The organism is Haloferax mucosum ATCC BAA-1512, assembly GCF_000337815.1.
Classification (GTDB): Archaea; Halobacteriota; Halobacteria; order Halobacteriales; family Haloferacaceae; genus Haloferax; species Haloferax mucosum.
In genome coordinates this window covers 103452-130131 of sequence record NZ_AOLN01000018.1, presented here as the reverse complement: position 1 = coordinate 130131, position 26680 = coordinate 103452, and the positions used below count along the sequence as shown (strand labels likewise).

At 62.7% G+C, this 26680-nt stretch carries 29 protein-coding genes; 11 read left to right on the top strand and 18 right to left on the bottom strand.

Annotated features, from left to right (window positions below):
* Positions 1–81: 81 nt before the first annotated feature.
* Positions 82–801: a DsbA family protein gene (locus C440_RS13310; RefSeq protein WP_008321074.1), complete on the bottom strand. Its 720-nt coding sequence runs from the start codon at positions 799–801 to the stop codon at positions 82–84.
* 108 nt (positions 802–909) lie between these two features.
* On the opposite strand from C440_RS13310, the gene C440_RS13305 reads away from it, so the two are divergent.
* Positions 910–1380 carry a 2Fe-2S iron-sulfur cluster-binding protein gene (locus tag C440_RS13305; RefSeq protein ID WP_008321073.1) on the top strand — a complete coding sequence of 157 codons (471 nt, stop codon included), beginning with the start codon at positions 910–912 and terminating at the stop codon, positions 1378–1380.
* 67 nt (positions 1381–1447) lie between these two features.
* Here the strand turns inward: C440_RS13305 and C440_RS13300 are convergent, their stop codons facing one another.
* Positions 1448–2017: an NUDIX hydrolase gene (locus C440_RS13300; protein ID WP_008321071.1), complete on the bottom strand. Its 570-nt coding sequence runs from the start codon at positions 2015–2017 to the stop codon at positions 1448–1450.
* Positions 2018–2176: 159 nt separating this feature from the next.
* Between C440_RS13300 and C440_RS13295 the strand changes: the two genes are divergently transcribed.
* Both C440_RS13295 and C440_RS13290 read left to right on the top strand, forming a co-directional pair.
* Positions 2177–2383 (top strand): hypothetical protein, encoded by a 207-nt coding sequence (locus C440_RS13295; protein ID WP_049915859.1) that lies wholly within the window; start codon positions 2177–2179, stop codon positions 2381–2383.
* A 33-nt stretch (positions 2384–2416) separates the two neighbouring features.
* On the top strand, positions 2417–2845 hold the full coding sequence (locus C440_RS13290) for an RNA-binding protein (RefSeq protein WP_008321068.1): 429 nt from the start codon (positions 2417–2419) through the stop codon (positions 2843–2845).
* Positions 2846–2915: 70 nt separating this feature from the next.
* On the opposite strand, the gene C440_RS13285 is transcribed toward C440_RS13290, so the two are convergent.
* On the bottom strand, positions 2916–3479 hold the full coding sequence (locus tag C440_RS13285) for a thioredoxin family protein (RefSeq protein ID WP_008321067.1): 564 nt from the start codon (positions 3477–3479) through the stop codon (positions 2916–2918).
* A gap of 66 nt (positions 3480–3545) precedes the next feature.
* Complete coding sequence (locus tag C440_RS13280; protein ID WP_049915951.1) at positions 3546–3971, bottom strand: EamA family transporter; 426 nt, start codon at positions 3969–3971, stop codon at positions 3546–3548.
* Between the two features lie 209 nt (positions 3972–4180).
* Here C440_RS13280 and C440_RS13275 point away from each other — a divergent pair, with 209 nt between their 5' ends.
* Entirely contained in the window at positions 4181–4378 is a 198-nt protein-coding gene (locus tag C440_RS13275; RefSeq protein ID WP_008321063.1) for a DUF7501 family protein, read from the top strand.
* Between the two features lie 80 nt (positions 4379–4458).
* On the opposite strand, the gene C440_RS13270 is transcribed toward C440_RS13275, so the two are convergent.
* The gene (locus C440_RS13270; RefSeq protein WP_008321062.1) at positions 4459–4908 is read right to left on the bottom strand and encodes an ester cyclase; all 450 of its coding nucleotides are present in this window, start codon (positions 4906–4908) and stop codon (positions 4459–4461) included.
* 165 nt (positions 4909–5073) lie between these two features.
* On the opposite strand from C440_RS13270, the gene C440_RS13265 reads away from it, so the two are divergent.
* Complete coding sequence (locus C440_RS13265) at positions 5074–5253, top strand: hypothetical protein (protein ID WP_008321060.1); 180 nt, start codon at positions 5074–5076, stop codon at positions 5251–5253.
* Positions 5254–5280: 27 nt separating this feature from the next.
* Here the strand turns inward: C440_RS13265 and C440_RS13260 are convergent, their stop codons facing one another.
* From C440_RS13260 to C440_RS13230, 7 genes are all read right to left on the bottom strand, one after another.
* Positions 5281–6519, bottom strand: a complete 1239-nt coding sequence (locus C440_RS13260) for an MFS transporter (protein WP_049915854.1) — start codon at positions 6517–6519, stop codon at positions 5281–5283.
* Positions 6520–6615: 96 nt separating this feature from the next.
* Positions 6616–7506, bottom strand: a complete 891-nt coding sequence (locus C440_RS13255) for a DUF58 domain-containing protein (protein ID WP_008321056.1) — start codon at positions 7504–7506, stop codon at positions 6616–6618.
* Positions 7503–8525, bottom strand: coding sequence for an AAA family ATPase (locus C440_RS13250; protein WP_008321054.1), 1023 nt, complete (start codon positions 8523–8525; stop codon positions 7503–7505). Before C440_RS13250 ends, C440_RS13255 begins: the two co-directional genes overlap by 4 nt.
* Positions 8518–9486 (bottom strand): DUF7502 family protein, encoded by a 969-nt coding sequence (locus C440_RS13245; RefSeq protein WP_008321053.1) that lies wholly within the window; start codon positions 9484–9486, stop codon positions 8518–8520. The genes C440_RS13250 and C440_RS13245 overlap by 8 nt, the downstream gene beginning before the upstream one ends.
* Positions 9476–10075 (bottom strand): chromosome partition protein, encoded by a 600-nt coding sequence (locus C440_RS13240; protein ID WP_008321051.1) that lies wholly within the window; start codon positions 10073–10075, stop codon positions 9476–9478. The genes C440_RS13245 and C440_RS13240 overlap by 11 nt, the downstream gene beginning before the upstream one ends.
* A complete protein-coding gene (locus tag C440_RS13235; protein ID WP_008321050.1) occupies positions 10072–12474 on the bottom strand; it encodes a vWA domain-containing protein in 2403 nt (800 codons plus the stop codon). The genes C440_RS13240 and C440_RS13235 overlap by 4 nt, the downstream gene beginning before the upstream one ends.
* Positions 12474–14273, bottom strand: coding sequence for a vWA domain-containing protein (locus tag C440_RS13230; RefSeq protein WP_008321047.1), 1800 nt, complete (start codon positions 14271–14273; stop codon positions 12474–12476). The genes C440_RS13235 and C440_RS13230 overlap by 1 nt, the downstream gene beginning before the upstream one ends.
* A gap of 205 nt (positions 14274–14478) precedes the next feature.
* On the opposite strand from C440_RS13230, the gene arcD reads away from it, so the two are divergent.
* A complete protein-coding gene (arcD, locus tag C440_RS13225) occupies positions 14479–15936 on the top strand; it encodes an arginine/ornithine antiporter ArcD (protein ID WP_008321045.1) in 1458 nt (485 codons plus the stop codon).
* Positions 15937–15966: 30 nt separating this feature from the next.
* Here the strand turns inward: arcD and C440_RS13220 are convergent, their stop codons facing one another.
* Both C440_RS13220 and C440_RS13215 read right to left on the bottom strand, forming a co-directional pair.
* The gene (locus C440_RS13220) at positions 15967–16554 is read right to left on the bottom strand and encodes a PH domain-containing protein (protein WP_008321042.1); all 588 of its coding nucleotides are present in this window, start codon (positions 16552–16554) and stop codon (positions 15967–15969) included.
* The gene (locus C440_RS13215) at positions 16551–17270 is read right to left on the bottom strand and encodes a PH domain-containing protein (protein ID WP_008321039.1); all 720 of its coding nucleotides are present in this window, start codon (positions 17268–17270) and stop codon (positions 16551–16553) included. The genes C440_RS13220 and C440_RS13215 overlap by 4 nt, the downstream gene beginning before the upstream one ends.
* A 152-nt stretch (positions 17271–17422) precedes the next feature.
* Here C440_RS13215 and C440_RS13210 point away from each other — a divergent pair, with 152 nt between their 5' ends.
* The 5 genes from C440_RS13210 to C440_RS13190 all read left to right on the top strand — a co-directional run bounded on the left by C440_RS13210 (position 17423) and on the right by C440_RS13190 (position 22610).
* Positions 17423–17908 (top strand): Lrp/AsnC family transcriptional regulator, encoded by a 486-nt coding sequence (locus tag C440_RS13210; protein ID WP_008321038.1) that lies wholly within the window; start codon positions 17423–17425, stop codon positions 17906–17908.
* Positions 17905–19056: a pyridoxal phosphate-dependent aminotransferase gene (locus C440_RS13205; RefSeq protein WP_008321036.1), complete on the top strand. Its 1152-nt coding sequence runs from the start codon at positions 17905–17907 to the stop codon at positions 19054–19056. The genes C440_RS13210 and C440_RS13205 overlap by 4 nt, the downstream gene beginning before the upstream one ends.
* 130 nt (positions 19057–19186) lie before the next feature.
* Positions 19187–19612 carry a universal stress protein gene (locus C440_RS13200; RefSeq protein ID WP_008321034.1) on the top strand — a complete coding sequence of 142 codons (426 nt, stop codon included), beginning with the start codon at positions 19187–19189 and terminating at the stop codon, positions 19610–19612.
* A 137-nt stretch (positions 19613–19749) separates the two neighbouring features.
* Positions 19750–20457, top strand: a complete 708-nt coding sequence (locus tag C440_RS13195) for a DUF7504 family protein (protein WP_008321032.1) — start codon at positions 19750–19752, stop codon at positions 20455–20457.
* A gap of 50 nt (positions 20458–20507) precedes the next feature.
* The gene (locus tag C440_RS13190) at positions 20508–22610 is read left to right on the top strand and encodes a CHAT domain-containing protein (protein ID WP_008321030.1); all 2103 of its coding nucleotides are present in this window, start codon (positions 20508–20510) and stop codon (positions 22608–22610) included.
* Here the strand turns inward: C440_RS13190 and C440_RS17835 are convergent, their stop codons facing one another.
* From C440_RS17835 to guaB, 4 genes are all read right to left on the bottom strand, one after another.
* Positions 22611–22751, bottom strand: coding sequence for a DUF7503 family protein (locus C440_RS17835; RefSeq protein WP_169317797.1), 141 nt, complete (start codon positions 22749–22751; stop codon positions 22611–22613).
* A gap of 170 nt (positions 22752–22921) precedes the next feature.
* On the bottom strand, positions 22922–23503 hold the full coding sequence (locus C440_RS13185) for a HalX domain-containing protein (RefSeq protein WP_008321027.1): 582 nt from the start codon (positions 23501–23503) through the stop codon (positions 22922–22924).
* Positions 23504–23690: 187 nt separating this feature from the next.
* Entirely contained in the window at positions 23691–24764 is a 1074-nt protein-coding gene (locus tag C440_RS13180) for a TrmB family transcriptional regulator (RefSeq protein WP_008321025.1), read from the bottom strand.
* 262 nt (positions 24765–25026) lie between these two features.
* Positions 25027–26523, bottom strand: a complete 1497-nt coding sequence (guaB, locus tag C440_RS13175; protein WP_008321023.1) for an IMP dehydrogenase — start codon at positions 26521–26523, stop codon at positions 25027–25029.
* Between the last annotated feature and the right edge of the window lie 157 nt (positions 26524–26680).

The window sequence follows — 26680 nt, the reverse complement described above, 5'->3', positions numbered from 1 at the left end:
CGCTAGTCAATCTCGCCGTAAAGAACCGCTGGTGTCGTGCACGAATCATGCGCGAGAGATAGTGTGCGCGTCGAATACGGCTTATAGAGCGTCTTCGACGGCGGTCTGGAGGGCGTCCCACGTCGGCTTGACCTTCGACTCGTTGACGAGGACGGTCGGCGTCCCTCGAAGTTCGCGTTCGTCGGTGGCGTTCGTTCGCTCCGCCTCGACGACCGGGCGGTAGCGTTCGCGCGAGGCGGCCGCGGCCACCGAACAGCCGTCGAGGTCGGCGTCGGTAGCGAGGTTCTTGAGCGTCGTGAGCGACTCCTCGGGGGAACCGCCGCTGAGTTCGGACTGGTTTTCGAACAGCGTGTGCGCGAACTCGAAGAACGTCTCGTCGTCGGTCTCGTCTTGGACCGCCCGCGCGGCGGACGCACCCTTCCACGACCACCACTCATCGACCGGGAGAGGAAAGTCGTGATGTCGGTATCGAACGACGCCCTCGGAGATATACTCCGATTGGAGTTTCGGGAAGACGTCGAGCGAGAACGTCGCACAGTGGGGGCACGCGAAGTCTTCCCACACGTCCACGACGACGGCCGCGTCGTCGGAACCGAGAGACGGGGTTGGGAGGGAACTGACTGCATCGCGCTCGGAGACGTCACAACCAATCGTTGCGATGACGTCGGACTCCGTACCAGTCGAATTACCGGTATCGGTCGCGGTGGCGTCCGACCCATCGCCGCCCCCGAGGCATCCGGCGGTGCCGAGGGTCAACGCACCCGCCGCGGCGGCGAGGTACGCGCGTCGTGTTTGGCGCATACACCGAATGAGTAACGAACGGACTTATGTGCACCGAGGTTTCGACGCGTCTCGCGGCGCGGCGTCTCGAACGATAGCGATTAACCGCTGTGTCTCCTCCCCTCCGCCGTGCCAACCGTCCACTTTCGCGGCCGCGAAATCGAGTGCGACCGGGGCGATGTGCTCCGCGACGTGCTTCGAGCGGCCGACGAGTCGCCGCACAACGGCCGCTCGTCGTGGTTCAACTGCCTCGGCAGAGGGTCGTGCGGGACGTGTGCGGTCTGTATCCGAGGCCCCGTCACCTACCGAACGAAAAAAGAGACACAACGGCTCAGGTTCCCGCCGCACGACGCCGAATCCGGGCTTCGACTCGCGTGTCAAACCCTCGTCCTCGGCGACATCTGGGTGGAGAAGTATCCGGGGTTTTGGGGACACCACGTCGATGCCGACGGCGACAGTGTCGGTGACGGTGACATCGACGCCGACGGTGACGAAAACAGCAACATCGACGCCGACGATGACTCTCAAGACAACACCGACGGGACCGACGCAGACGAGACCACCGGCGACTGCGACAGCACCGAAAACCAGCCCGAGTGAGGGGCGAGATGCTTCGGTTCCGACTCGACTCTTCGATTCTTTGACCCCGATAGACTCACTCGACCGTTCAATCGCCGGTGACGTGACCGTGCCACGCTAACAGGTCGTCTCGGTCACGGGTGTCGGCGGGTAAGTCGCCCACGTCGAACCACCGCGCCGTAGAAATCTCGTCATCGGGGTCGTTGACACTGAGTTCGACGTCGAAGTCGGCGCGGGCGCGGTAGACGGGCATCACGCCCCACAGTTGGTGGCCGTCACAGCGAATATCGACGCGGGTCGCCATCGCAAGCCCGCCGTAATCGGCGTCGATACCGGCTTCCTCGGCGAGTTCCCTGCGGGCCGCCTCGGTGAATCGCTCGTCGTCGTCAACTTCGCCGCCGGGGAGAACCCACATATCGACGCCCTCGTGGCGGACGAGGAGTATCTCGTCGTCGCGGCGGCGGACGACGGTGTGGACGCCGTAGGGCGTCCCGGTCGCTTTGACTCGCGTTGCGAGCGTTCGAAAGCGCGGGCGCGAGACGCGGCGGGAATGAACCGGTTCGATGAAGTCGGTGTGGTCTCGTCGGAGGCGATGATACGCCTGTTCGGCGCGTTGGCGAGCCTCGTCGGCGAGGAACCACAGGTCGTCCATCGTCATCGGAACGCGCGCGGCAGACGATGTGCGAGCTGGCAACTCGGCATACGCGACGTTCGGCGTGGCTCCACAAATCGGCTTCGACCCGGGAACGGTGTGGGTGTCCGTCTCGACTCACGACCAACCATCGCCCTTTTATTCGGTGGCGAGGAACCTGTGTGTATGAGCTTCGAGAAAGACGACAAGGTCGTTCTGAACGACAAACACAGCGAGTTCGACGGCGAGACCGGGACGGTCACGCAGGTCATCGAGAGCATGTTCGGCGAGCCGACCTACACCATCAGCTTCGACGAAGGACAGGAAGTCGGCATCGCCGAGGACCAGCTCGAAGCCGCCGACGAGGACGCGGCCGACGAAGACGACGAATAACGACGACAACCGACGCCTCCGAGAGACCCACCAATGCCACGCGTTCCGTTCCACTACATCGACCTCCGAACGTTCTGCTACGAGACGGAAGACGAAAAACGGGTCGAGGAGGCGCTTCGGACGTTCCTCCCCGACGACTTCGAACTCGACCGTATCGAGAGTACCGGCCACCACGGCGACCGAATCGTCGTGTTCTCCGCACGCGTCGAGCGGGCGGATGACCTTCGGTACGTGCTCTCGAAAATCCGCGACCTCGACGACTTCGAGGCGCTCTTGGAGGAACTCGACCAACGAGTCACCGACAACACCGAGTTCTTCTTGCGACTGGACAAACAGGCGGCCTTCAAAGGCGATGTCGCACGCGGCGGCGGTCTCACGCTTCGTGCGAAGGTCGAAGCCTACCCGGCGAAGAAGGAAGCGGCGGTCGAAAACGCCCGTGACGCTCTGCTCGGCGACGAGTAGGACGGAATCTTTTTCCTCGGGACCCGCCGTTCGGTCTCGGCCGCAAGTCGCCCGCCGACGATAGCGTCCGTCAGTCGTCCGTCCACTTGATAGAACAGCCCTGCGAGGGATACGCTTCGACCGGGATGTCCTCGTCTGCGAGGAGGGCTTCGACCGCCTCGCGCATCTCGTAGGCCGTCACCTCGTCGTCGGGGGTCATCGCGTCGTCGATACGGGAGTGGAACGCGAGTTCGAAGCCATCGTCGGTGCGCTCGAAGAGGAACGGGTCGGGCGTACAGACGGCCCCGTACGCGGCGGCGACGGCCTGCGATTCGTCGCGGAGATACGCCGTGTACCGAATCGTGCCGTCCGCGACGAGTTCTTTCATCCGGGCGAACGAATCGTCAGGGTACTCCTCGTCGTCGTTGGGGTTGATGCCGACGACCGCGAGGTCGTCGTAGGCGTCGGCGAGATGGTTCAGTTCCTCGAACTTCGCTTTCGCGTACGGGCAGTGATTGCACGTGAACACCACGAGCAGGGCGTCGTAGTCGTCGAACGACGACAGCGTGTAGATTTCACCGTCGGTTCCGGGGAGTTCGAAGTCGGGTGCGGCGTCGCCGTGTTCGAGTTCCGAGTCGGATTCTAAGAGAACCATACCGCGGAATTAGCCCGCGAGGGACAAAAGCGGTTGCCTCACGACGGAGGCGAAAAACGGCGGGAACTACTCGACCGAAACGAGAAAGACGGCGATGACGGCGAAGGCGATACCGGCAACCTTCCGAATCGTTACTGGTTCGTTGAGCGCGACGATGCCGACGACAGAGGAGACGGCGAGGAACATCCCGAAGATGGGCGCGACGATGGAAACCGGACCGAGCGCGAGCGCCCGGTAGTACGAGAGAATACCGACGGCCAGACAGACCCCGGCGAGGAGGACGTACGGGAGTTTCGAGCTCACGACCGAATCGGAGACGTTCTGTCCGGAGACGACGATGACGCCGATAGTCGCGGTGACGAGGACGCCGTTTGCGACGAGGGCGGCGACGTCGCTCGGTATCTTTCCTTGCCCCGTCGTCGCAACCTTCATCAGCGGAGCGACGAGGGAGTACGCGCCGAGTGCGATGACAGCCCAAGAGACGTAGTTCACGGATAATTCACCGTTCGAACAGGCGGTCCGAACCGTGTATAGGGTTACGATTCGGCTGGCCGAGAGCGCGATTCGAACCGTCACCGATTCGATGACGGCACCGGGAGTCGATTTAGGATTGAATACTGAATAGAATATTAGGAGAACATATGGTTACTACAATCTCTCTAGTGCAAACTTTTATCAACTATTTTCGCATATTACTGTCCATGTCCCAGGACGTATCCCCATCGGTCACCGCGCACACGTGGGACGACCCGACCCGCTGTCCGTTCTGCCTCGCCGAACTGGAAAGCGAAGGTGCAGGCTTTATCGACCACATCGACGAGAGCCCGATTTGTCGGCAGGGCTTCGGCATGTGGCGCGACGCAGTCGTCGACGACGTCGGCGGCGAGTGGTCCGGGTAAGCCGTCGAATCGGCCGTCGAACGAGCAAATGCTCCGGTTCTATCGCGCCACCCCAGCGGCGCGATTCGAAAAAAGTTGGTTCACTCGGGCGCGACGCCCAGTTGTGACAGCATCGTCATGACGTCGGTGCTGTTCCACTCTTCGACGCAGAGTCCGCCGTCGAAGCGAGCTTCTACGAGGCCCCACGTGTCGATTTCGCGGTTCGTCGGGGGAATATCGTCGCCCACTGCCTGTCGGAGCGTTCCGTCGTGCGTCCCGGTGAGACGGTAGCGCGCGTAGACGAACTCGTCTTTCGCCTTCACGTCGTGGAGTTCGACGTGGAAGTCCGAGAAGGCGTCGTGGAACTTCTCGGCCCACTCTTTCATCGCCTTCGTCCCGACGATGTCCTCCGGTTCGGAGAACGCGTGTGTCTCGACGAGCGGGTCGTACACCTCGTCGATGACGTCGTAGTTCCGCCCGTTCCACAGTTCCTCTGCGATTCGAATTGTCGTGTCCCGGTTCTGTTGTTCTTGGTCGGTCGTTGCTGACATCTCCACCACCGTTCGAACCAACGCGAACCAGCGGCTTAGTTATGGATTCTTGCCATCACGAACGTCGAACGGGAACTGAAACACGCCCGACGTTACGAGTGAGACGCGCCACGGGGGACGCCGCGAGTCACGGCAATTATACCAATTCACCTACTACTTTTGGGCATGGACGGGACGGTTTCGCCGATTGCGGTGTTCGCCCCCGCGGCCGTTTTCGGCGGGTTCGGTTTCATCTGCTTCACGATGGTGGGTGCGGGAACCGGGTTGGTCGCAGTCAGTACGGGTCTCGGTGTCGTCTTCGGCATCGCTATCGGTGTGCTGGTGAGTCGCGGCGAATCGCTGTGAGTCACGGCGGCCCACCGTGAGTCGAGTTCAGTCGCTCGGCGTCGCCACCGGGTCGCGGGCAGAGCCATCGACCCGACCGAGAAGCCACCGCGTGACGCCGAACGAGACCACGCCGAGAGCGGCGACGACGCTGAACGCGACGCGGACGCCAGCGGCATCGATGAGCGCGCCGAACGCGGGCGGTGCAACCGCCCCACCGAGTGAGATACCAATCGTGACGACGGCGAAGCTTTTCCCGAGGTCGTCCCGCGTCGAGAGACGGTCCGCCAGCGTCGAACGCGCGGGGCGAGAGACGCTAATCGTCCCGCTGAACGGGAGGACGACCACGAGCAGTGCGACCGGGAGCGACCCGCTTGCGAGCAGTGTGGCCAGTCCCGCGAGGGCCGCGTAACCGCCGAGCGCGACGCGTCCGGGACCGATACGGTCGGTGAGCGCGCCACCGAGGAGAATCGTTCCCGCGCCCGTGACGAGCATCCCGGAGACGAGGAGGTTAGCCGTGCTCGGGTGGAGATTGTAGCCGTCGGCGAGGAGTTGCGGCGAGTAGGTCCGGATACACCACGCGGCGGCCGACGTGAGAAACGAGAGGAACGCGAGTCCCATCAGCCCCGCCGACGAGAGGAGGGCCGCCGCACCGCGCCGAACGTCCGAAAGCGACGGGCGAGTCGCCGGGCGGGCGTCTGCCGTCGGCTTTCGAAGCGTCGCTGGAAGGCCCACTGCGAGCGGCACCACGACGAGCGAAACGGCCGCGCCGAGGACCGAAACGGTGGCGATGGTCCAGCGCCAGTCGAGTCCGAGTGTGTCGATTCCGGCGGCGATTGCGTACGGCACGGCGAATCCGAGCGCGCCGCCGAGCGCGTGCAACGAGTACGCTCGCCCTCGATTCGTCTCCGCGGTCGCCGTTGCGAGAAGCGGGTAGTGCGCCGGGTGGTGCCCCGCGATACCGACGCCGAGAACGGCCTGCGAGACGAGGAGCCACCGGTACGTGGGTGACACGGCAGTCATGACGATTCCGACGGTGCCACAGACGAGCGAGAGCGCGAGCACGAGCGTTCGACTCCGCGAATCCGAGAGGTAGCCGAAGGGGAGTTGCAAGAGCGTCACGACCCCGCCCTGTACGCCGATAGCGAGCCCAACGGCGGCGATACTCACACCGAGGTCGGCCGCGACGACGCCGATGACCGGCGCGAGCGCGACCAGATAGGCGTGGTTGACGACGTGGGACGCGGCGACGAGACCGACGACCCGGCGCTCCTGTCTCTCGGTCACGGCCGTGCAATCACGTGCGGCGGTGAAAAACGCGCCGTCCGCGGCAGACCGCATCAGGGTCGCGCGTCGTGCAGTAGCTTTCACTCCGGCGCCGGCTTACGACCGTCCGCGGCGCTCGTCGCCGAGTCGCGCACCGAGCCAGAGGTCGGCGAACGTGTCGAAGAAGTCGCCGCCAGTATCGACCAGTTCCCGGTCGATTGCCAGCGCTTGGCACCGCTCTTCGAGGTCTGCGAGGTGCGACTGAAGCCTGTCGTTGTATCTCCGCGCGGCCGTCCCGCCGAAATAGGTCCGGCGAACCGCGTCAGATTCGGGGTCCTCGAAAATCGCGTCGCCGGTCGTCTCTGGGCCGATTTCTTCCGGCGTGAGCACTTGTGCGACGACCACGTCGTTGCGCGCGAGCGCCGTGAGTCCGGCCGCGACGTCGTCGGGGTCGAAAAGCAGGTCGCTGACGACGACGACGAGCGACCGCGAGTGAATCGAGTTCGCGTACTCCTCCAGCGCGGCGGTGATGTCGCCGTCGCCGCTCGGTGTCGTCTCGTTGAGTTGATCGACGAGGCGGAGCACCTCACCGCGACTCGATGCGTCGGTGTCGATGCGGTCGGGCATGTCACCGAGGAGCGAAAACCGGAAGTCGTTGTTGTCCTCGGCGGTGAGGTGACAGAATCCGAGTCCGAGTTTCGCGCCGTAATCGAACTTGTTCAGGTCGCCCTCGCCGAACGCCATCGAGGCGGTCGCGTCGAGCAGAACGTGCACGGTCAGGTTTCTCTCGGCCTCGAATCGCTTGATAAAGAGTTCTTCCGACCGGGCGTACGCCTTCCAGTCGATGAGTCGCGGGTCGTCGCCGGGAGTGTACCGTCGGTGGTCGCTGAAGGTCAGTCCCTCGCCGACGTCCGGCGAGCGCTGGTCGCCCTGCAACATCGCGTTCGAGACGCGCTTCAACGAGGTGTCGAACCGGTCGAGTTCGTCGAGGAAACCGGGGTCGATCATTCCAAGAGTCGGGTGACGACGTCGTCGGGCGACAGTCCCTCGCGCTCGGCGCGGAAGTCGAGGATGATACGGTGGCGAATCACGGGCGCGGCCATCTCGGCGACGTCTTCCCACGAGACGTGGCTTCGCCCGTGGATGAACGCCCGCGCCTTCGCCGCGAGGACGAGCGCCATGCTCGCTCGGGGACTCGCGCCGAACTCGATAGCGTCGTCGTCGCGGGTCTTCCGGACGAGTTCGACGGTTCGGTCACGGATATCGTCGGCGATGGGGACCCGGCGGACGAGTCGCTGGGCCGCAAGCAGGTGCGTACGCGGGAGGACGCGTTCGACCTCGGGAAGCGAGCCACCTTCGGCGTACTGCTTGACGATCGTTCGCTCCTCGTCGAACTCGGGGTAATCGACGAGTATCTTCATCAGGAAGCGGTCGGTCTGCGCTTCTGGAAGGGGATACGTCCCGCCTTGGTCGATAGGGTTCTGCGTCGCCAGCACGAAAAACGGCTTGGGAAGCGAGTAGGTCTCGCCGGACGCCGTCACCTGCTTTTCCTGCATCGCTTCGAGGAGCGCCGCCTGCGTCTTCGGCGTCGCGCGGTTGATTTCGTCTGCGAGGACGACGTTAGCGAAGATGGGGCCGCGCTCGAAGACGAACTCGCGTCCCTCCGACGACTCGCGGATGATTTCGGTTCCCGTGATGTCAGAGGGCATCAAATCGGGCGTGTTCTGGATGCGCGAAAACTGCAGGTCGGTCGCCTCCGTGAGCGCGCGGACGAGCGTCGTCTTTCCGAGACCGGGATTCGATTCGAGGAGTGCGTTGCCATCACAGAGCACGCAGACGAGCAGTCGCTCGACGACGTCGTGCTGGCCGATGATTCGTTTTCCGACCTCTTTTTTCACCGCCGAAACGCTCGATTGGAGGTCTTCGATACTCAGCTCCGAGAGGTCGACCGTCGGCGCGTCGGCGTCGGTCGTCTGGCTAGCAGGGCTACCGTCGTCAGAGAGGTTCCAATTCTTGTCGTCACTCATCGTCTTGCTCTCGTATCTTCAAGGTGTAATCGCGGATTAGTTCGGCTTCTTCGAGGGTGTCGTCGTCGAGGTAGCCGGCGCGTTGGCTCTCGACTCCGGTATCACCCTCGTAGCCGGTCGAATCGTACGCGGCCGCCGACGAATCAGGCCCGTCGCCGTCGCCGCTGGTTCCGGAGAGCGTCGCGTTTACTTCCTCCGACCCCGCGGCGATATCTTCCGCGTCGCCGAGGATTTCGCTCCCGTTTTGGAGGTCGGTCTGTCGGTCGGAGCCTTCGGGAAGGTCGCCGCTAACGGCCTGGTCGTCGCCGAGCGTGTTTATCTGAATATCGGTGATCGCAACCTGAATACTGCCCGCCGAGAGGAGAAGCGCGATGACGAGCGCGCCGACGACGCGACGCGTCGGGAGCAACTCCACCGACGAGGTGGTTCGCAGGCGTTCGAGAACGTCTTCGTAGAGTGCACGCGTCATCCGGGCGGCGTCACTCGTCGCTCCGGCGTCGGCATGGGCATCGGCGTGTTCCACGCTCGTGTCGTCACCGGCGTCGTCCGCGTCGGTGTCGTTTCTGAGTACGTCGCGGGCGGTCCGCAGGGCTTCCGAGACCGAGGGGTTGACCGTCTCGAACTGCTCGACCGGCGGAGTTCGCATGCGGATGCCGTACTCGGCGACCGCGACGACGACGCCGAGACCGAGCGCAATCGGAAGGGCGACGTGGACCGTCACATCGGTGGTGACACCCGGAAGCAAAGCCAGCGACACCGACGACGGAATCGGCAACGCGAAGAGTCGCAACACGAGGTTCGTAAGGAGCGTCACGACCGCGGCATCGACGACGCTCGGAACGACCGCGGCTTTCTTCGCCTCGCGGCGGACTTGCCGGATTGCGCCGGCCATCTCCGCGCGGTAGTTCGCGGCCGTCGTGGACGGGCTATCAGACCCGTCGGATGAGGTATCAGACGTCATTGCAGGCGGCTGGTTCGGCACCGTCGATCTCAGCACACGCGTTGCGCAGGTCGTTTTCAAGTTCCACGACCCGGTCTTCGAGCGACGCGACATCGTCTTTGAGCGCCTCGATCTGCGTTTCGAGTTCGGCGTTCGTCTCTTCGAGGTCCTCGTTTTCGGTTTCGAGTTCCTTCCGTTCTTCTTCGAGTTTGTCCAGGTTCGCCTGGAGGTCAGAGACTCTGTTGCGGGCCTCGCTGAGCTGGTCTTTCGTCTCTTCGAGGTCGCTTCGGGTCGTGTGCAGTGTCTCTTGTGTCGATTCGAGTTGCGACTCCGTCTGTTCGAGGTCGGACGAGACCTGCGAAACGTCGCCTTTCGTCTGCTGGAGACTGCTGTTCAACTCGCGCAGTTTCCCCCGGGTCTCCGATAACTGTTGTTGTTTTTCTGAAAGGTCAGACTTGAGTTCCTCGTTCTGCTCGCGCAACTGCTCGTTTTGTTGGTCGAGCGAATCGACCGAGTACTGATAAAACATCGTTGCGCCGACCGTTCCCGCGGTTAAGAGGACCACGATGAGGACGAGGCTGAGGTTCAGGGACCGACCGAGGAAACTCATATCAGACCACCTTCACTTTGGGTTCGACCCCGATACACTTGAACTCGCCGGACGAGCACTTCAGCGAGGTACAGGAGGAACGCGGCGAGGACGAAGGCGATAGCCCAGTCGTCACGGACGGGTTGCACGCCGGATGCATTGTCGCGGGCGGACCTTGCTATTTCGGTGACATCGTTCGGTCCGTAGAGCGTCCCACCGCTGTCCGCGACGGCGGCTTCGAGCGCCGCGGACTGGCCGAAGCCGCTGTATTCGGCCGGGGCGTTCACCGCGAGCGAGGTGTCGAGTACGTCGCGGTAGCCCTGTTCTTGCGGCACGATAGTCGCTTCGTAGACGCCGTCACCGACGCTGGCGAACGTGAGGTCCCCCGTGTCTCTCGGCCGTTCGCCGCCGCGGTAGACGACGGTCGTCGGCGTGCCGACGCGGGTGTCTCTGACATCGGTGACGCCAGCGGCCTTCCGTTCGGGGTCGCCGATGACGTAGTTCGTCGATTTCGTGAGCAACAGCGAGTCCGGACTGTTGAGGAGACCGTCGAGCGACCCGTCGTTGCCGTAGGCCGTGATGGTCGCCACGCGGCCGAGTCCGTAGCGCCACGAGGCGACCGCGGGCGTGCCGTCGTCGGCCGCGACGAGGAAGTTCGCGCCGTTTCTGACCGACACGTCGTTGGCGCTTCCGGGATTCGCGGTCAACTCCACGCCCGAGGTGACGAAGTCGTTCTGGTCAACGATGGTGAGTCCGTCACCGGCGTACTGGCGGTTCGACCCGCCGAAGAGGATTCGGAGCCGGTTGGTCTCGTCGGCCCGGAGGTAGTTTCCGCCGGAGGCTCGCGCAATCGACCGAAGCGTCCGTTCGTTCGGATTCGGCCCGGTCCCGACGGTGATGACACGGACGCCACTGCGCCCAAGTTGGTCTGCCACGGTCGCCGCGTCTTCGAACCGGTCGTGGCCGTCGCTGATGAGGATAATCGTCCCGCGACGGTCGCCGAGTTGCTGTTCGGCTCCCTTGAGACCGACGGCGATATCGGTCGCGCCACCGGGTTGGAGTCGGCGAATCAGGTCGGCCGTCTCCGCGCGGTTCGGACCGAGCGGTCGGAGCGGTGACACCTCGTAGGCGCGGTAGTTGAAGCCGACGATGCCGACGTTGTTCTCGTCGCCGAGTTGGTCGAGCGCGTCGAGCGAGACCGACTTCTGGACACGCATGCCCTTTTCGGCGCTTCCGGACACGTCGATTGCGAAGACGAGGTTCGTCTGCTTCGAGGTACCCTCCCCGGTCGTTACGGGGAGCATCGACGCGAGGCTGGACTCGTCGTAGCCGCCGTTTTCGAACGCGTTCTCGCCGCCGACGACGAGGAGACCGCCACCGTCGATTGTGAATCGTTGAAGCGAATCGACGTTACCCACGTCGTCTACGTGCATGTTCTGGAGGACGACGGCGTGGTACGACGAGAGGTCCGATGGCACCGACTCGGCGGTTTCGACGTCGTACAACTGCGAGAGGTACTCCCGGAAGGGGAACGCGCCCCGCGAGACGTAGAGCACCTTCGGCGGTTCGACGACGCGGACGGTCTTCCGGAACACGTCGTTGTCGCTGAAGCGGTCGTCGCCCTCGATTCGGGCCGTAATCCGGTGTGTTCCAGTGTCTTCGAACGTGTGCGAGAACTCGACGCCGCTCGGCGAATCGACAGTTTCTCGGGTGACTTCGTTGCCGTCGATTTCGACCACGACGTCGAGGCTCGCCGTCTCGTCGGGTGCGACCCCACCGACCTGCGCGAGGAAGGCATTTCCGACGCCGACGCTGGTCTTCGAGGGACCGCTGACGGCGACGTAGTGCTCGGCTTCTTTCGGGTCCGGTGCGACGGCGCTCACGGTCGCGTTTAGGTCACGGGCGAGCGTCGTCGCCGACGCGAGACTTCGCCCGGAGGTGACGCGGCCGTCGGAGACGAGGACGACGGTGCCGTCGGGTCTGAGATTCGCGGCCACCGCGTCCCCGAGCGGCGACTCGTCACCCGTGGCGACGGTCGCCATCGTGACCGGGACGCCCTCGGCTTCGATGTCCTCCGCGAGGTCGGACGCGACGTTCTCGGAGACCGCCATGCTGTCGGAGTCGTCAACGAGCATCGTCACCTGCGGGTCGCCGTCGGTCTGTCTCGTCATGACGGTGTACGGTCCCGCCGCGGCGACGACCAACAAGAGCGCGACGAACAGGCGCGACGCGAACAGCAGGCGACGCGACCGACTCCCGGCGGTTCCGGACGCGCCGCGGTAGATGAGTCCCCACGCGAGAAGCGCCACTACGGGGAACACGGCGAGAAACAGCGGCCGCTCTAAGCCGACGGTTCGTCCGGCGACATCGACCGTCCACGCGAGGGGCGTCAACGCCGCAGTCGAGAGGTCGGCCAGCATCAGAGGTCACCCCGTCGGCGCAGATAGGCGAGTTCGACGAGCGTCACGGCGAGCGCGACGAGCGCCGCCCATTCTGTCAGCGGGTCCGGAACGACCTGGTCTTCGACCCGTGAGGGCGCGGTGCTGGACGCCGTCGTATTGCTGTCCAGCGACTCCGCGACGACGTCTGATTCGGATTCGCTGAGAAGTGACGCCGCGAATCGCTCGTCGCCGACGCGGTAGAATCCGGCGTCGGCGAGTCGGACTTCGGGACCAGTCGCCTGCCCAGTCGGCGTCTCGACCGTCTGGTTCGCGCCCGCCGAGAGCGACTGTCCGGTCGCCCGGTTCAACTCGGAGAGCGTCGAGCGCCCGGCGAGGTAGAAGACGGTTCGCTTCCAGAACACCGGGTACTGGTAGTTGTACTTGAACGCCGACTGGTCTTCGACGAAGCCGTAGTAGACGACACGCCCCGGTCCGCGGGTGTCGGTGGCGACGAGGGACGTGCCGTTGGTCGTACTCACGAGCGACTCGCCCGACCGAAGCGGTCCGGAGACGTACTCGGTCGGCGGCGGGAAGGTGATATCGCGGGTGAGTTCGTGGTCTTCGACGGTGCCGATAGTCGGGTTCGTCCCGATTTGGGCCGGTGAGACGAGCAGGAGGTCGCCGTAGTTCGGCGACTCCGCTTGGGCCTGAATCGCCACACCACCGCCGCGTTCTATCGTCTCGCGGCCGGCCGCGACGTTCCCAGAGAGCAACCGTTCGGGGTTGATGTTACTGTAGATTATCACGTCGTGGTTCGACGAGACGGCTGTCGGCGGGTTATCGACCGTCAGCGATACCTCCGGAATGACCGAAAGCGCCGTCGTCAGGAACTCGTTTTCGTCGTTCGTGAGGACGAGCACGTCAACCGTCGGGTCCTCCGGAGCGGCGACGTACGTCGTGTCGTCGGTGGGAAACCCGTCACCCGGCGAGAGGCTGACTCGCCCGCCGCCCGCGGGGACGGGGAGAGTCGTAGTGCCGACGTCGCCCGCGCCGAGTTGAATTTGCCGCGAGACGCCGCCGAGTTCGACAGACCGGGTGACAGACGCGTCGCCGTAGTTTTTCACCGTCACCGTGACGTTCGTCCCCGAAAAACGACGGTCGATGATGCCGACGTTGTTCCGTTCGCCGCCGTCGAACTGCTGGAGTTCGACGACGAGACCGCGAGCGCGGGACTCTCGGACCGCGTCGGCCCACGGCGAGTCGTCGGCGAAGTCGCTGAGGACGACGATGCGGGCGTCTTCTCCGGCAATCGAGGCGGCCGTCGTAATCGCCGATCGGAGGTCGCCCGGGGCGGCAGTCACGCTGAGACCGTCGAGTGCGGCGCGACTGTCAGCGTCGCTTCCGCGCCGGAGAACGACGTCGGCGCTCTCGCCGGCCGCGACGACCGACGTGGTTCCGGTCACTTCGTCGCGCGCGGCCGAGACCGCTTTGTCGAATCGAGTCGCGTCGCCGTCTCGAACGGCCATGCTCGCGCTCGTATCGACGACGACGACAGTCTCGGACACCGTCTCCGACTCGGGGACGAGTACGTACGGTGCGGCGAGCGAGCCGACGAGCGCGACGATTGCGAGGAGCTGGATGAGAAGCAACAGGCTCCGAAGGAGGCGGTCGAATATCGGGTTCGATGCGTTCCGTCCCGTCGATTCCGCGAGAAATCGGAACGTCGGAAGCGTCCGACGGACCGGTTCCGGGCGTAATAGATAGAGGACGACGAGGGGGACCGCGCCCAACAGGGCAACGAGCCCGAGAGGGAACAAGAAGAACTCGTCGAGGACCATACCCCCTTCGTGGCACGCATCGGGTATGGATGTTTCCCTATCTGTTGACACGTTATCGAATGTAGACGTGTCAAACGGCGTGAACACGTTCGAATAAATTACTTCTGTGCATTTTAGTGTCAAGAATAACTACGTCATTGCATAACAATGCACTAAATGCATAATACGATACTATTTTATGCTCTAAGGTAATTCATTGGGCACAATGGGAACTGATAGGTATACACCGCGGTCCTTCGACGACCTCTCGCCGGAGCAACGCCCCACTTTCTCGCAGGCGCTCGTCCCGGTTCTCGGACTCGTTGCTTTCCTCGGTCTCGGGTCGGCGTGGTTGAAACTCGACCCGCACATCCCGCTCATCTGGAGTATCGCACTCGTCGGTCTCCTCGGCCGGTTCGTGTGGGGGTACACGTGGGAAGACCTCTACGGCGGCATCGAACGAAGTCTCTCGATGGGCCTGCAGGCGCTTCTCATCTTGTTTACCATCTACGGCGTCGTCTCGACGTGGATCGCCGCCGGGACGATTCCAACGCTGATGTACTACGGTCTCGACTTACTGACGCCGCAGGTGTTCCTTCCCGCGACGGCGATTCTCGTCGGCATCGCCACGTTCGCCATCGGGTCGTCGTGGACCGCCGTCGGGACACTCGGCGTCGCGTTCATCGGAATCGGTTCCGGACTCGGTGTCCCAGAACCGATGACCGCCGGGGCGATTCTCACCGGCGCGTACGCGGGCGACAAGCAATCGCCGCTTTCGGACACGACGAACCTCGCCGCGGCCGTGACGAACACCGACCTCTACGACCACATCCGTGCGATGCGAACCGGCACGCTCGTCGCGTTCGGACTCTCTATCGTCGGCTTCGTCGTTCTTAGCCTCGGCATCTCCGGTACGATTCCGGCCGGACAAATCGCCGAAATTCAGGGTGCGCTCGCGTCGTCGTACGACATCTCGCTTCTCGCGTTCCTCCCGCTTGCGGTCACGTTCGGTCTCGCGGCGGCCGGGTACCCGGCGCTAACGGTACTTCTCGCCGGTGCCTTCGCAGGCGCGTTCACGAGCATTCTCGTGCAGGGCGCTTCCTTCGTCACCGCGTGGCAGACGTTCATGAGCGGCACCGGACCCGAAACGGGGTCGGAACTCGTCAATAGCCTGCTCGCCTCCGGCGGCGTCTCCGGGTCGGCGTGGACGATTGCTATCGTCGTCGCGGCGCTCACGCTCGGTGGACTGCTCGAACAGACGGGCGTACTCGCCGTACTCGCACACCGTCTCGAACGCGGCGTCCGCAGTACCGGGTCGCTCGTCGCCGCGACTGGTCTCTCGGCGATTTTGACGAACGCGCTCACCGCACAACAGTACATGAGCATCGTCGTGCCGGGCATGACGCTCCGCAACACCTACGACGAGTTCGGTCTCGACAGTTCGGACCTCTCGCAGGCCATCGAGTCCGCGGGGACGCCGACCGGCGCGCTCCTCCCGTGGCACGCCGGCGGCGCGTACATGTCCGGCGTGCTCGGCGTTGCGACGTTCAGCTACGCGCCGTACTACCTGTTCGGCTACCTCTCACCGCTCGTCCTGTTCGTCTTCATCCTCGCCGGAATCGGCTTTGCCGGAACGCCGCCGACCACGCCCGGACACGCCGCCCCGACCGCCGACGACGACTGAGTTGGGTCCCACCACCCGAACACGTTTTTTCTACTCCAGCGCCGCTCGGAGCGCCCGGGCCTCGTCGAGGACGGCGGTCCACTGTTCGAGGGTGCCCGGTATCTCGTCACCGCCGAGTCGGCTGTCGATTCGGTCGCGGATATCCTGCGGGTTGTTCACGCTCTCGAATCGGATGCCGCCGCCGCCCGCGACTTCGACAGAGACGGTCCCGTATCCGAACAGCGACCCGGTGATTCCTTGCGAAAACGTGCTGTTTTGGACGTGTTCGAGCGAGACGCGTCGGACGCGCCGCGAGAGGATGCCGGTCTTACGGTAGAGCGCTCGGTCAGAGATCACGAACGCCGTGTTGGTGACGCGGAGGTACGACCACAGCACGGGGAGAAATCCGGTGAGACCGAGCAGACCGACGAAGGAGTCGCCGACGCTGACTGCGGTGGCCGCCGCGCCGACGACGATAGCTACGCTAGCCACGGCGGCGGGGATGACTTTCTGAATCCGCGGTCCACCCGCCCAGACGATGGTTTCGTCGCTCTCGCGGACCATCCACTCGTCGATATCTGCGGGGTCAACGGAGCCGAGACCGGTCTCCGTCGCGCTCGTCGGGTCGTCGAACGTCATCGGTCGTCGGTCGTGGTCGCGTCGAACTCGAAGTCGCTCGGTTCGACCGAGTCGGTCGAATCCGGCGTCTTAGTCGAGTCAGTCGCGCCCGGCGTCTTAGTCGAGTCAGTCGCGCCCGGCGTCTTAGTCGAGTCAGTCGCGCCCGGCGTCTTAGTCGAGTCAGTCGCGCCCGGCGTCTTAGTCGAGTCAGTCGCGTTCACACCGTCAGTTTCGACCGCGTTTCGGATGGCGCGAAGCTCGACGAGAATGTCGTCAAGGACGGCGGCTTTCCCCTTCGAATCGGCGCTCCCTTCACCGCGTCGCTCGCGCTTGAGTCGCTCGTTGATGAGCGTCTGGAGGGACTGCGGTTCAGCGACGTTCTGGAAACTCATCTCGATACCGCTCCCGCCGGCGGTGCTGATACTCACAGCGCCGTAGCCGAACTGCGCGCCGAGGAACGTCTGCCCGTAAGAGGTGTCTTGGACCTTATCGAACTCGATTCGCTGGACGCTCCGCGAGAAGACGCCGGTTTTGCGGTACAACGCATCCGAGGTGACGACGTAGTTCGTGTTTTTGTGCGTGAGATACGTGCCGACGAGAAGCGGAATCCCGATGATAATCAGCGACAGCGGGATGCCGATAACAAACGACGGCACGAGACTGTACGGGTGCGGGGTGTCAGCCCAGAGGACCTCCTCGTCGCCGTCGAGCGTGAGCCAATCGAACTCGTTTTCCATATCTGGCACGTCTCGGCGCGCACTGGAAATAGTTTACCGCGGGACGACGCCGTCGTCGAATGAGAGTGGAACAATGGTGTGTGAACACACGAATCACGACAAGTGGCCCCGCATGGGTAAACCATTTTAATGATGCCCGCAACGGAGTGTCCATGGACAAGCAGTCACTGCTCGACCTGCTCCGTCACGACGCTCGTCAGAGTGTAGATGACATTGCCCGTCAACTGGGCGCAGACGCCGACGCAGTGGCAGCAGCGCTCGACGAACTCGAATCCGAGGGGGCCGTTCGCGGCTACCACGCCGTCGTCGATTGGCGGCAGGTTGACGACGAACACGTCCGCGCACAGGTCGAAGTCGATGTCGAACTCGACCGCGAGACGGGCTACGATGAGATTGCCCGTCGAATCGCGCGGTTCCCCGAGGTGCGGTCCCTGCGGCTCGTCTCCGGCACGTACGACTTCTTCATCGAAGTCGAAGGCGAGTCCATGCACGCCGTCTCGAACTTCGTCTCAGAGCGCATCGCCCCCATCCCCGAGGTCACCAAGACGGTGACGCACTTCGTCATGGACTCCTACAAAGAGGAGGGCATCGAACTCGGCAACGGCGACGACGACGACCGACTCTCCGTGTCGCCATGACGTTCGGGGACCACCTTTCGGACCGCGTCAAGCAGGTTCCACCCTCCGGAATCCGGCGGTTCTTCGAACTCGCCGAGGAGGTAGACGACGTTATTTCTCTCGGCGTCGGCGAACCCGACTTCTCCGCACCGTGGGCCGCCCGAACCGCCGCTATCGACTCGCTCGAACGCGGGAAGACCTCGTACACCTCGAACCGCGGCATGCGCGAACTCCGCGAGGCCATCTCGGAGCGCGTCACCTGCTACGGACAGGAGTACGACCCCGAAGACGAGATTATCGTCACGACCGGTGCCAGCGAAGCCGTGGACCTCGCGTTCCGGGCTTTCGTCGGTGATGGCGACGTCGTCGCCATTCCGCAACCGTCGTACATCTCGTATACACCGGGTGCCGTCTTCGCCGGCGGCGAACCGCTTCCCGTCCCGACCCGCGCCGAAGACGAGTTCACACTCACGCCCGAAGCGCTCGAAGCCGCGGGTGCCGACGAAGCCGACGTGTTGGTGCTTTGTTACCCGAACAATCCGACCGGTGCGGTGATGACCGACGACGAACTCGCCGACGTGGCGTCGTTCGTCAGGGAACACGACCTGCTCGTCCTCTCGGACGAGATATACGCCGCCCTCCGGTACGAAGACGACCACGCCTCGATTGCGACCCATCCGGGAATGCGCGAGCGAACAATCGTGTTCAACGGCTTCTCGAAGGCCTACGCGATGACCGGTCTGCGCCTCGGCTACGCGATGGGACCGCCGGAGGCAATCGACGCGATGAACAAAGTCCACCAGTACGCGATGCTTTCGGCTCCGACGACCGCGCAGTACGCGGCGCTCGAAGCCCTGCGAGCGTGCGACGACGCCGTCGAAGAGATGCGACGCGAGTACGACCGTCGCCGTCGGTTCGTTCTCGCCCGCTTCGACGAGATGGGACTAGACTGCTTCGAAGCGAAAGGCGCGTTCTACGTCTTCCCGGAAGCGCCGGATGGCGACGACGAGGCCTTCGCTGAAGGGCTCCTCGAAGAACAGAACGTCGCACTCGTCCCCGGAAGCGTCTTCGGCGCGGGCGGTGAGGGACACCTCCGCGTCTCGTACGCGACGGGCATGCGAGAACTCCGCGAAGCGATGGACCGGATCGAAACGTACATCGCTGAATAAGTCAGCGACGCCGATTTTTCACCGACGCCTGCTAGCGCGGGCGTCCGATTCGAACGGGTATTCCGGATAGTATTTGTTACTTATTTGGGCGTGAGAAAGACTAACACGATTGAGACACAAATATTGAGCCATGTACGACAATATTCTCTTGCCCGTCGATGGCAGTCCGGCCGCCGAAGAGTCCATTCCGCACGTGTTCGGTCTCGCGGAGCAGTACGACGCGACAGTTCACGTGTTGTTCGTCGTCAACACCAACCGAGACACCGTCGGCGTTATCGGCGGAACCGTCCTCGACGCCCTCGAACAGGAGGGCCAACAAGTCGTAGACGAAGTCGTCGAACGCGGGAACGAACGCGGTATCGAAGTCGTCGGCGACGTGATACGCGGGTCGCCACACGAGGCGATTATCGAGTACGCAGAAGACAACGATATCGACGTCATCGTGATGGCGACCCACGGTCGGACGGGTGTCGAACGCGTGCTTCTCGGGAGCGTCACCGAACGCGTCGTCCGAACGTCTCCCGTTCCGGTGCTCACGGTTCGCGCCTCGGAGTGACACGTCGATGGAGTCTATCCTCGACGACGGAATCTGCTCGTTGGGGTGACCAACCATATAATAATGTCACTCGATGGCATATTTCGAGAGAATAACACGCAAAGTATTATTAAATCTGGTTTCGTCGTGCAACGTGAATGGATTCGGGAGGTGACAGCGGTGCCGTGACCGAGAACCCGTCTACGTTCCAACTCGGTTTGGACGACCTCAAGCGACGCGGAAGCGCGCTCCTCGTCGTCGGGTCAGTTCCGACTGAACTCTACGCACGCGCCTCGAAACAGATGCTCGGGTCGCCGAGCGAACCCCGGAGACGCCTGCTCGTCGTCAACGGCTCCACGTCGCTCGACGACCGGCTTCGCCCCTCGATTCAGCGGTCGATGGAGTGGACGCGAGCGATTCGGTACACGACGCTCGAACGCAGTGCAACGGCGGCCCCCCCGTCGGCGACGAACCACGCGAAACCAGCCTACGAGCGCCGGGTGAACGGTGGACTCGGTCGATTGGGTGCCGAGATTGCCGACGACGTGTCGGAGTTCAGCGGCCTCGCGGGTGTGCTTTCACCCGCCGAACTGCGCGTCGCGTTCGACTGTCTCCCGTCGCTTCTGTCGCAGTACGACCGCAACCACGTCTTCCGGTTTCTCCACACCATGACGGCGCACGTCCGGGCACAAAACGGGATGGTCCACGTGTGGTCACCGGGACACCGCTCCGACGACGTAAACCGGCTTCTCGAACCGCTTTTCGACGCCGTCGTCGAACTCGATGTCGAAGGAACCGATGCACAACAACGCTGGCATCTCAAGCAGAAAGACGTCTCGTCCGGGTGGTTTCCACTAAGGCCGTGAAATTCAGCCGACCAATACGTTTTTTACTCTAATCGTGTCACATGTACTCAATGCAACCGTCCGGGCAGAACGAACGGGCCGACGCGTCCTCCACCCTCGAGGTCGGCTTTTCGGTCCCTTCAGAAGGCGCGGGGTTGGTCGTTCGAGATAACGTCGAACGCCATCAGTTCAAGTTGCAAACGCCGTCGCCGGTCGCGCCGACGCCGACAGACATCGCTCGGTTTTCGCTCCCGACTGACGCCGCGGTCAGCATCCAGACGGACCGGATTGGCGTCGCCGCGAACACCGTCGTCTGCGTCCGCGACGAAACCGGGTCGATGCTCGCACAAGTCGATCAAGAGGAAACTGAGCGACTCGACGACGGAACCTACTGTCTCGAACTCTTCGGCGCGGTCAAGACGTATCTCAAGGTCGCAGGTTCCCTCACTATCGACCCGAAACCGCTGGAGACCGTCCTCTCGTTCGAGGACGAAACGGTCGTCCACGTCGGCGCTCGCTCGTCACACGAGAGTCCGGCGACGACGATTACGACGACGGGCAACCCGTACGACGTGATGCGAGGCGTCTCGGCGTTCAGCTCGGCGCTCAAAACGACGAGCGTCGAGCGGTCGTACCCGACGCTCCGCGGCCACCCGCCACTTCTCGAACTCGGCGACGAACTCCGCATCCCCGACGGTCTCCGCACCCCCGAGACCGGCGTTCGAATCGAACTGCCGCCGACGTTGCGCCACATCTTCGTTGCGACGCCGCTGGCGTACTATCTCGGCGCACCACTGGTTCCCGGCACGTCCCCGAGATTGGTCACAGACAGCGGCTTCGTCCACGAGTTCGACGGGCCACACGGATTCGAAAAAGCGGTCGCACAAGCACTCAAACGAACGTTCTTCCTCGATTGCGTCGTTCGGACGGAGGGGATTTACAACGTCGCCCTCCACGAACGACAGACCGTCGAATCGCGCATCGACATCGACGTTCCGGCGCTGTACGATGCACCGCTCAGTGAGCAACTATCGCGGTACTTCGACGTGCCCTACGAAACCATCTCGGACCTCGTCCCCGAGTGGAAACTGACGACGCACGTCGCCCCGGAACCGGACAACATCGAACTGCTCCCGTTCGTCACCAACGACCTCGCCGTCGTTCGAACTCCGTCCGGAACCGAAGTCCCGAAGTCGGAGGTGCAAGCCGCCGTCGTCGATGATTTCCTGCGGGACGAGTTCGTCAGAAGCACGGGTCCGACGACGACCGACGAGACGTACGTTCGGCCTCACTCGGCCGATTCGGTCGAGCAGGCGTGGGTCGGCGAGGGGACGCCGGTCGGCGCAAGCAAGGCCACACCCACCGCGTACCGCAATCGACTCCAGCGCAAACCGACGACGGGTGATATCGGGATAACGGTCGTCTGCAACGACCAAGAGATGCTCGACGAGAGCGACATCGTAGACGACGTGTACGGGTCGCGCGAGGACTTAACGTTCGACGTCGATGCACACTACAATCTCACCCGTTCGGAGTTACGAGCGGTGCTCGCAGAGCCGACTGATTTCCTCCACTATATCGGCCATATCGACGACGGTGGGTTCCAATGCCGTGACGGAAAGCTCGATGCTAGACGACTCACGGAGGTCAACGCTGGTGCGTTCCTCCTCAACGCGTGTCAGTCGTACGAGCAGGGTCTCGAACTCGTGGAAGCGGGTGCTATCGGCGGAATCGTCACACTCAGCGAAGTCGTAAACAGCCAAGCCGTCGGTGTCGGCCGAACGATTGCGCGACTACTGAATATCGGCTTTCCACTGCAAACATCGCTCGATATCGTCCAGAAGGATAGCGACATCGGTCACCAATACGTCGTCGTCGGCGATGGCAGTCTTTCGGTCGTCCAAGCAGAGAGTGGTGTTGCGGTTTTCTGTGAGGTCGAACAGACCGGAGACGACCGGTATTCCCTCTCGTATCATGCGTACCCCACATCTCGGTGCGGTCCAGGCTCGCTGATAATTCCTGCATTCCCGCGCAACGACCAGTACTATCTCGCCTCTCAGCGAATAACGGATATCGAACTGAACGAAGACGAGCTTATCGAGTTTCTCTCGTTAGAACAGTTGCCGGTATTTCACGACGAACGGTTGTACTGGGACGACGGGTTTCTGTCGTGATTACGGACCGTAGATGTATCCCGCCGTGCCAGCCGCAACGCTCCCTGCTTGCGAGAGAAGGAGGATGAGCGTGAAGAGGACGCCCATCATGCGGGGGTTCTGTCGGAGGTACGAAACCATCTGATTGGATGCTTCGGACATGTGCAACTAAACCATGGCACGACGCCAAAATATAATTTTTCGTGAATATTTGATACGAAATTAACTTAATTAATCTAACTATTCTTGGAGGAAAGTCGTCTCGCTGTGAATCTCTGCTGGACGCGTGGCTAAGCGGGTAGAAAACGCGCGGTTCCCAAAGCGGGTCCGTGTTAGGAATCGTCGGTGTCGCCGAGGTCGCGGTAGACTGCTGAAATACCCTCTGAATCGTCGAGTTGACTGAGCGTCTCGTCGAGTTCGCGCCGGAGCGCGTTGAGCCGCTCGGTGAGTTGCTGGTACTCTTCGTTCTCTTCGAGTGTCGCTTCGTCCTTCTCTGATTCGAGCAGTGCTTTCTTCGATGCGAGGGAAAACAGGTCTTGAATCCCCACATCGTAGGCATTTCGCAAGATAAGGTTAGAGACGGTGTCCGTCAGCGCTTCGCGCGAGACGGGCTTGACGAGGTAGTCGTCGAAGCCCATAGCGATGATGTCGAAATCCGGTTCGACCGCAGTCACCATCGCAACGCGGCAATCGAAGCCACGGTCCCGAATCTCGGAGAGCGCTTCGTCGCCGGAGAGGTCGGGCATCCGACGGTCGAGGAGGACGACATCGACCTCGTCGTCGAGCTCGTCGAGTGCCTCTCGACCTCCGTAGGCGACACGAACGCGATAGTCGTTCCTAAGCCAGGTTGCGTACAGATCGGCGAGGTCAGGCTCATCTTCTACGATGAGCACCAGTGGCTGTTCTGCACTCATTGGTAGTGTAGTGGTGTTCCGGAGACGCTCACGAAATTCAATGTCGTGTGGTGGTATATCAAAATACCCCTTGTCAAACGTGACCCGGAACTACGCTTGTGGCCTGTAATTACCCCCCTTAGTTGTTATACATTCCGGCGAATCGCACAGTTCCACGTCGTCAAACAGTTCACGTGTGGTGAACAGTTCAAGAAATTGCTTCGACAGTGATTCGATTTGCCTCGACGTCCTCCAACATCGCACCCCAACCGCCGACAGAGTACGTCTCCTCATCAGTCTCGACGGTGATACACACTTGTCCGGCGAGTTCGGAAAACGAAAGCGTGTCGTCGGGTGACGAGACCGACGTGTGATACACATCTGTTACTTCCCCGGTGAACTCGGTCGGTTCGCGGTCGCCGGTCTCGTATCCGTTGACGTGGGCGACGATTCGCTTTCCGTCGTGGAGAAGCGGCTCCGCGTCCTGCACGAAGTGCCGAATGTCGGAGTAAACGATCGGCGGTTCGGCCGTCTGTGCGGTGTAGACGACGTCCCAGACCTCCCAGAGCGCAGTCTGGAAGTACCAGTGGAAGACGTAGGCCAAGGTGTAGTCGTCCACGAGAACGCCGTACTGGTTCACCGAGTTCTCGTGCGGAGCGAAACACGCACCGGTTCGATCGACGATAGCGACGAACGGCGTCGGCAGGTCGCGGTGTCGGACTTCGGTCGCCACGCCGTGATATTCGTCGTCGGCAATCGTATCGAGTTTCGTCGCCTGCTCGCAGTGAACTGAGACCTTCACCAGCGCGCCGTTTTCGTACGCCGTCGTGAGCGCCGGTTTGAGTTCCTCGAACTGCTCGGGCGTCACCGACAGTTGGACCTCGCCGTCCGCGTCCCGAATCATCTCTTCTGCGCGGTTGAACACGGTCTCGAACCGCTTGACGATACTCAGCATGTGTTTATCGACCGCTGGCTGTTGCCAGCGCGTCTCTATTTCCGTCGCCGCCTCGTCGAGCTGTACAGCTCGGTTCTGGAGGTCCTCCATCACCGACTGCGGGTCGCACGCTCGTGCGTGCAGGCTATCTTGCTCGTACGTCTCGATGTAGCCTTTCGCTTCGAGGTCTCTGAGAACGTCGTAGATGCGTGCTGTCGGGACAGCACAGGCGTCGGCTAATTCGGTTGCGCTCGCCGCTCCGAGCTGGAGGAGGGCCACGTACGCCTCGGCTTGGTACTGTGATAACCCAGCGTTTCGAAGGGCGGTGCGTAGCTCCGCGGTATCCATCGCTTGTGGATGCACGATATACATCCCTATTAATTATCCCATGTCTTCGGCGAGACGCAAGCTCTCCACGCGCTCATACGTTTCTTTACACACTGACAACAGTTTCGCCGTCTACACAAGCGGGACCAAACGCCGGGAGCCAAATGCAGGAATCAAACGCTGAGAATCAAACGTTGAAAACCGAATCCCGGAACCGAACACCGGAAGTTCGACGCCGGACGATTACAACCCAAACAGCCGAGCCACGGACGGAACCCGGGGGTTATTCGCTCGGACTGTAGTTCGGCGCTTCGTCGGTAATCATCACGTCGTGGGGGTGGCCTTCGGTCTGGCCAGCGGCGGAGACGCGAACGAAGCGGGCGCGTTCTTTGACCTCGGGAATCGTCTCCGCGCCGACGTAGCCCATTCCAGACTGCATGCCGCCGACGAGTTGGTGGAGTTCAGACGCGAGCGAGCCTTTGTACGGCGTCGCGGCCTCTACACCCTCGGGGACGTACTCTTCATCTTCGTTGTCTTCTTTGAGGTAGCGGTCGGCACCGCCGGAGCGCATTGCACCGACAGAACCCATACCGCGGTACTGTTTGTACTTCTTGCCGTTCATCGTGATGACGCGGCCGGGTGCCTCGTCGGTGCCGGCGAAGTACGAACCGAGCATCACGGCGTCTGCGCCGGCGGCGACGGCCTTGATGGCGTCGCCGGAGTAACGGATGCCACCGTCGGCGATGACGGGGATGTCGTACTGCGAGGCGACGTCGGCGACCTCCGCGACGGCGGAAATCTGCGGCATGCCGGACCCGGAGACGACGCGGGTCGTACAGATAGACCCGGGACCGATGCCGACCTTGATGCCGTCGGCGAAATCGACGAGTTCCTCGGCGGCCTCGCGGGTGCCGACGTTGCCGACGACGACGTCGGCATCGACGGACTCCTTGATTTCACGGGCGGTGTCGATGACGTTGAGGTTGTGCGCGTGGGCGCAGTCGATGAAGATGACATCGACGCCAGCGTCGTCCGCCATCTGGGCACGGTCGCGGTCGAAGGGACCGACTGCGACACCGCAGACGAGACGGCCGTCGTCGTCGCGGGCGGCGTTCTCGTACTCGCGGCGCTGTAGAATTCCCTGCATCGTCACGAGACCGACGAGGTGGCTCTCGTCGTCGATGATGGGGACGCGCTCGATTTTGTGGTCGTACATCAGTTCGAGCGCCTCGCGGGCAGTCACGTCGCGGGTGGCTGTGATGACCTCGTCCGTCATCGCCTCGTGGACTTCGTCGGACTCGCCGACTTCGAGGTACGGGCGGATGTCGGTGCCGGAGATAATTCCGAGAACGCTGTCTTCGGTGTCAACGACGGGTGCGCCGGAGACGCCAGCGCGCTCCATCATCTCGTCAACCTCGCTTATCGTCTGGCCGGGTTGCGCGGTGACCACGTCTTCGCGTCGGATGACGAGTTCGTCGGCTCGCTTGACGCGCTCGATTTCGTGGACCATCTGTTCTGCGTCCATGTTTCGGTGGAGGACGCCGAGGCCGCCTTCGCGGGCCATGCCGATTGCCATCCCGCTCTCGGTGACGGTGTCCATCGCCGCAGAGAGGATCGGGATGTTGAGTTCGACGTTCTTCGAGACACGCGTGGAGACATCGGCGTCGTCCGGCTCGACGCGACTTTCCATCGGACGGAGCAGTACATCGTCGAACGTGAGGGATTCGGGTACCCGTAGCTTCTCGGAGAAGGGGTCTTCGTCAGGAACGTCGTTCGCCATATCAAGCGTGGTTTCGGCGGCAACAAAAGGGTTGCGAGATAGCACGGGCGTGTCGATGTATGGCAAAGACTCGCAACGAGATATACACGGGCGTGGTTATGTTCGCCGGCATACGACTATGACGAGTACACCAGCTTACAGGTACGAACTCAAGCGC

What these genes read in the sequence shown, in the direction of transcription:
- C440_RS13310 (WP_008321074.1), bottom strand. Translation starts at nt 801, where the DNA reads ATGCGCCAAACACGACGCGCGTACCTCGCCGCCGCGGCGGGTGCGTTG.
- C440_RS13300 (WP_008321071.1), bottom strand. Translation starts at nt 2,017, where the DNA reads ATGACGATGGACGACCTGTGGTTCCTCGCCGACGAGGCTCGCCAACGC.
- C440_RS13295 (WP_049915859.1), top strand. Translation starts at nt 2,177, where the DNA reads ATGAGCTTCGAGAAAGACGACAAGGTCGTTCTGAACGACAAACACAGC.
- C440_RS13290 (WP_008321068.1), top strand. Translation starts at nt 2,417, where the DNA reads ATGCCACGCGTTCCGTTCCACTACATCGACCTCCGAACGTTCTGCTAC.
- C440_RS13285 (WP_008321067.1), bottom strand. Translation starts at nt 3,479, where the DNA reads ATGGTTCTCTTAGAATCCGACTCGGAACTCGAACACGGCGACGCCGCA.
- C440_RS13275 (WP_008321063.1), top strand. Translation starts at nt 4,181, where the DNA reads ATGTCCCAGGACGTATCCCCATCGGTCACCGCGCACACGTGGGACGAC.
- C440_RS13270 (WP_008321062.1), bottom strand. Translation starts at nt 4,908, where the DNA reads ATGTCAGCAACGACCGACCAAGAACAACAGAACCGGGACACGACAATT.
- C440_RS13265 (WP_008321060.1), top strand. Translation starts at nt 5,074, where the DNA reads ATGGACGGGACGGTTTCGCCGATTGCGGTGTTCGCCCCCGCGGCCGTT.
- C440_RS13255 (WP_008321056.1), bottom strand. Translation starts at nt 7,506, where the DNA reads ATGATCGACCCCGGTTTCCTCGACGAACTCGACCGGTTCGACACCTCG.
- C440_RS13250 (WP_008321054.1), bottom strand. Translation starts at nt 8,525, where the DNA reads ATGAGTGACGACAAGAATTGGAACCTCTCTGACGACGGTAGCCCTGCT.
- C440_RS13245 (WP_008321053.1), bottom strand. Translation starts at nt 9,486, where the DNA reads ATGACGTCTGATACCTCATCCGACGGGTCTGATAGCCCGTCCACGACG.
- C440_RS13240 (WP_008321051.1), bottom strand. Translation starts at nt 10,075, where the DNA reads ATGAGTTTCCTCGGTCGGTCCCTGAACCTCAGCCTCGTCCTCATCGTG.
- C440_RS13235 (WP_008321050.1), bottom strand. Translation starts at nt 12,474, where the DNA reads ATGCTGGCCGACCTCTCGACTGCGGCGTTGACGCCCCTCGCGTGGACG.
- C440_RS13230 (WP_008321047.1), bottom strand. Translation starts at nt 14,273, where the DNA reads ATGGTCCTCGACGAGTTCTTCTTGTTCCCTCTCGGGCTCGTTGCCCTG.
- arcD (WP_008321045.1), top strand. Translation starts at nt 14,479, where the DNA reads ATGGGAACTGATAGGTATACACCGCGGTCCTTCGACGACCTCTCGCCG.
- C440_RS13220 (WP_008321042.1), bottom strand. Translation starts at nt 16,554, where the DNA reads ATGACGTTCGACGACCCGACGAGCGCGACGGAGACCGGTCTCGGCTCC.
- C440_RS13215 (WP_008321039.1), bottom strand. Translation starts at nt 17,270, where the DNA reads ATGGAAAACGAGTTCGATTGGCTCACGCTCGACGGCGACGAGGAGGTC.
- C440_RS13210 (WP_008321038.1), top strand. Translation starts at nt 17,423, where the DNA reads ATGGACAAGCAGTCACTGCTCGACCTGCTCCGTCACGACGCTCGTCAG.
- C440_RS13205 (WP_008321036.1), top strand. Translation starts at nt 17,905, where the DNA reads ATGACGTTCGGGGACCACCTTTCGGACCGCGTCAAGCAGGTTCCACCC.
- C440_RS13200 (WP_008321034.1), top strand. Translation starts at nt 19,187, where the DNA reads ATGTACGACAATATTCTCTTGCCCGTCGATGGCAGTCCGGCCGCCGAA.
- C440_RS13195 (WP_008321032.1), top strand. Translation starts at nt 19,750, where the DNA reads ATGGATTCGGGAGGTGACAGCGGTGCCGTGACCGAGAACCCGTCTACG.
- C440_RS13190 (WP_008321030.1), top strand. Translation starts at nt 20,508, where the DNA reads ATGCAACCGTCCGGGCAGAACGAACGGGCCGACGCGTCCTCCACCCTC.
- C440_RS17835 (WP_169317797.1), bottom strand. Translation starts at nt 22,751, where the DNA reads ATGTCCGAAGCATCCAATCAGATGGTTTCGTACCTCCGACAGAACCCC.
- C440_RS13185 (WP_008321027.1), bottom strand. Translation starts at nt 23,503, where the DNA reads ATGAGTGCAGAACAGCCACTGGTGCTCATCGTAGAAGATGAGCCTGAC.
- C440_RS13180 (WP_008321025.1), bottom strand. Translation starts at nt 24,764, where the DNA reads ATGGATACCGCGGAGCTACGCACCGCCCTTCGAAACGCTGGGTTATCA.
- guaB (WP_008321023.1), bottom strand. Translation starts at nt 26,523, where the DNA reads ATGGCGAACGACGTTCCTGACGAAGACCCCTTCTCCGAGAAGCTACGG.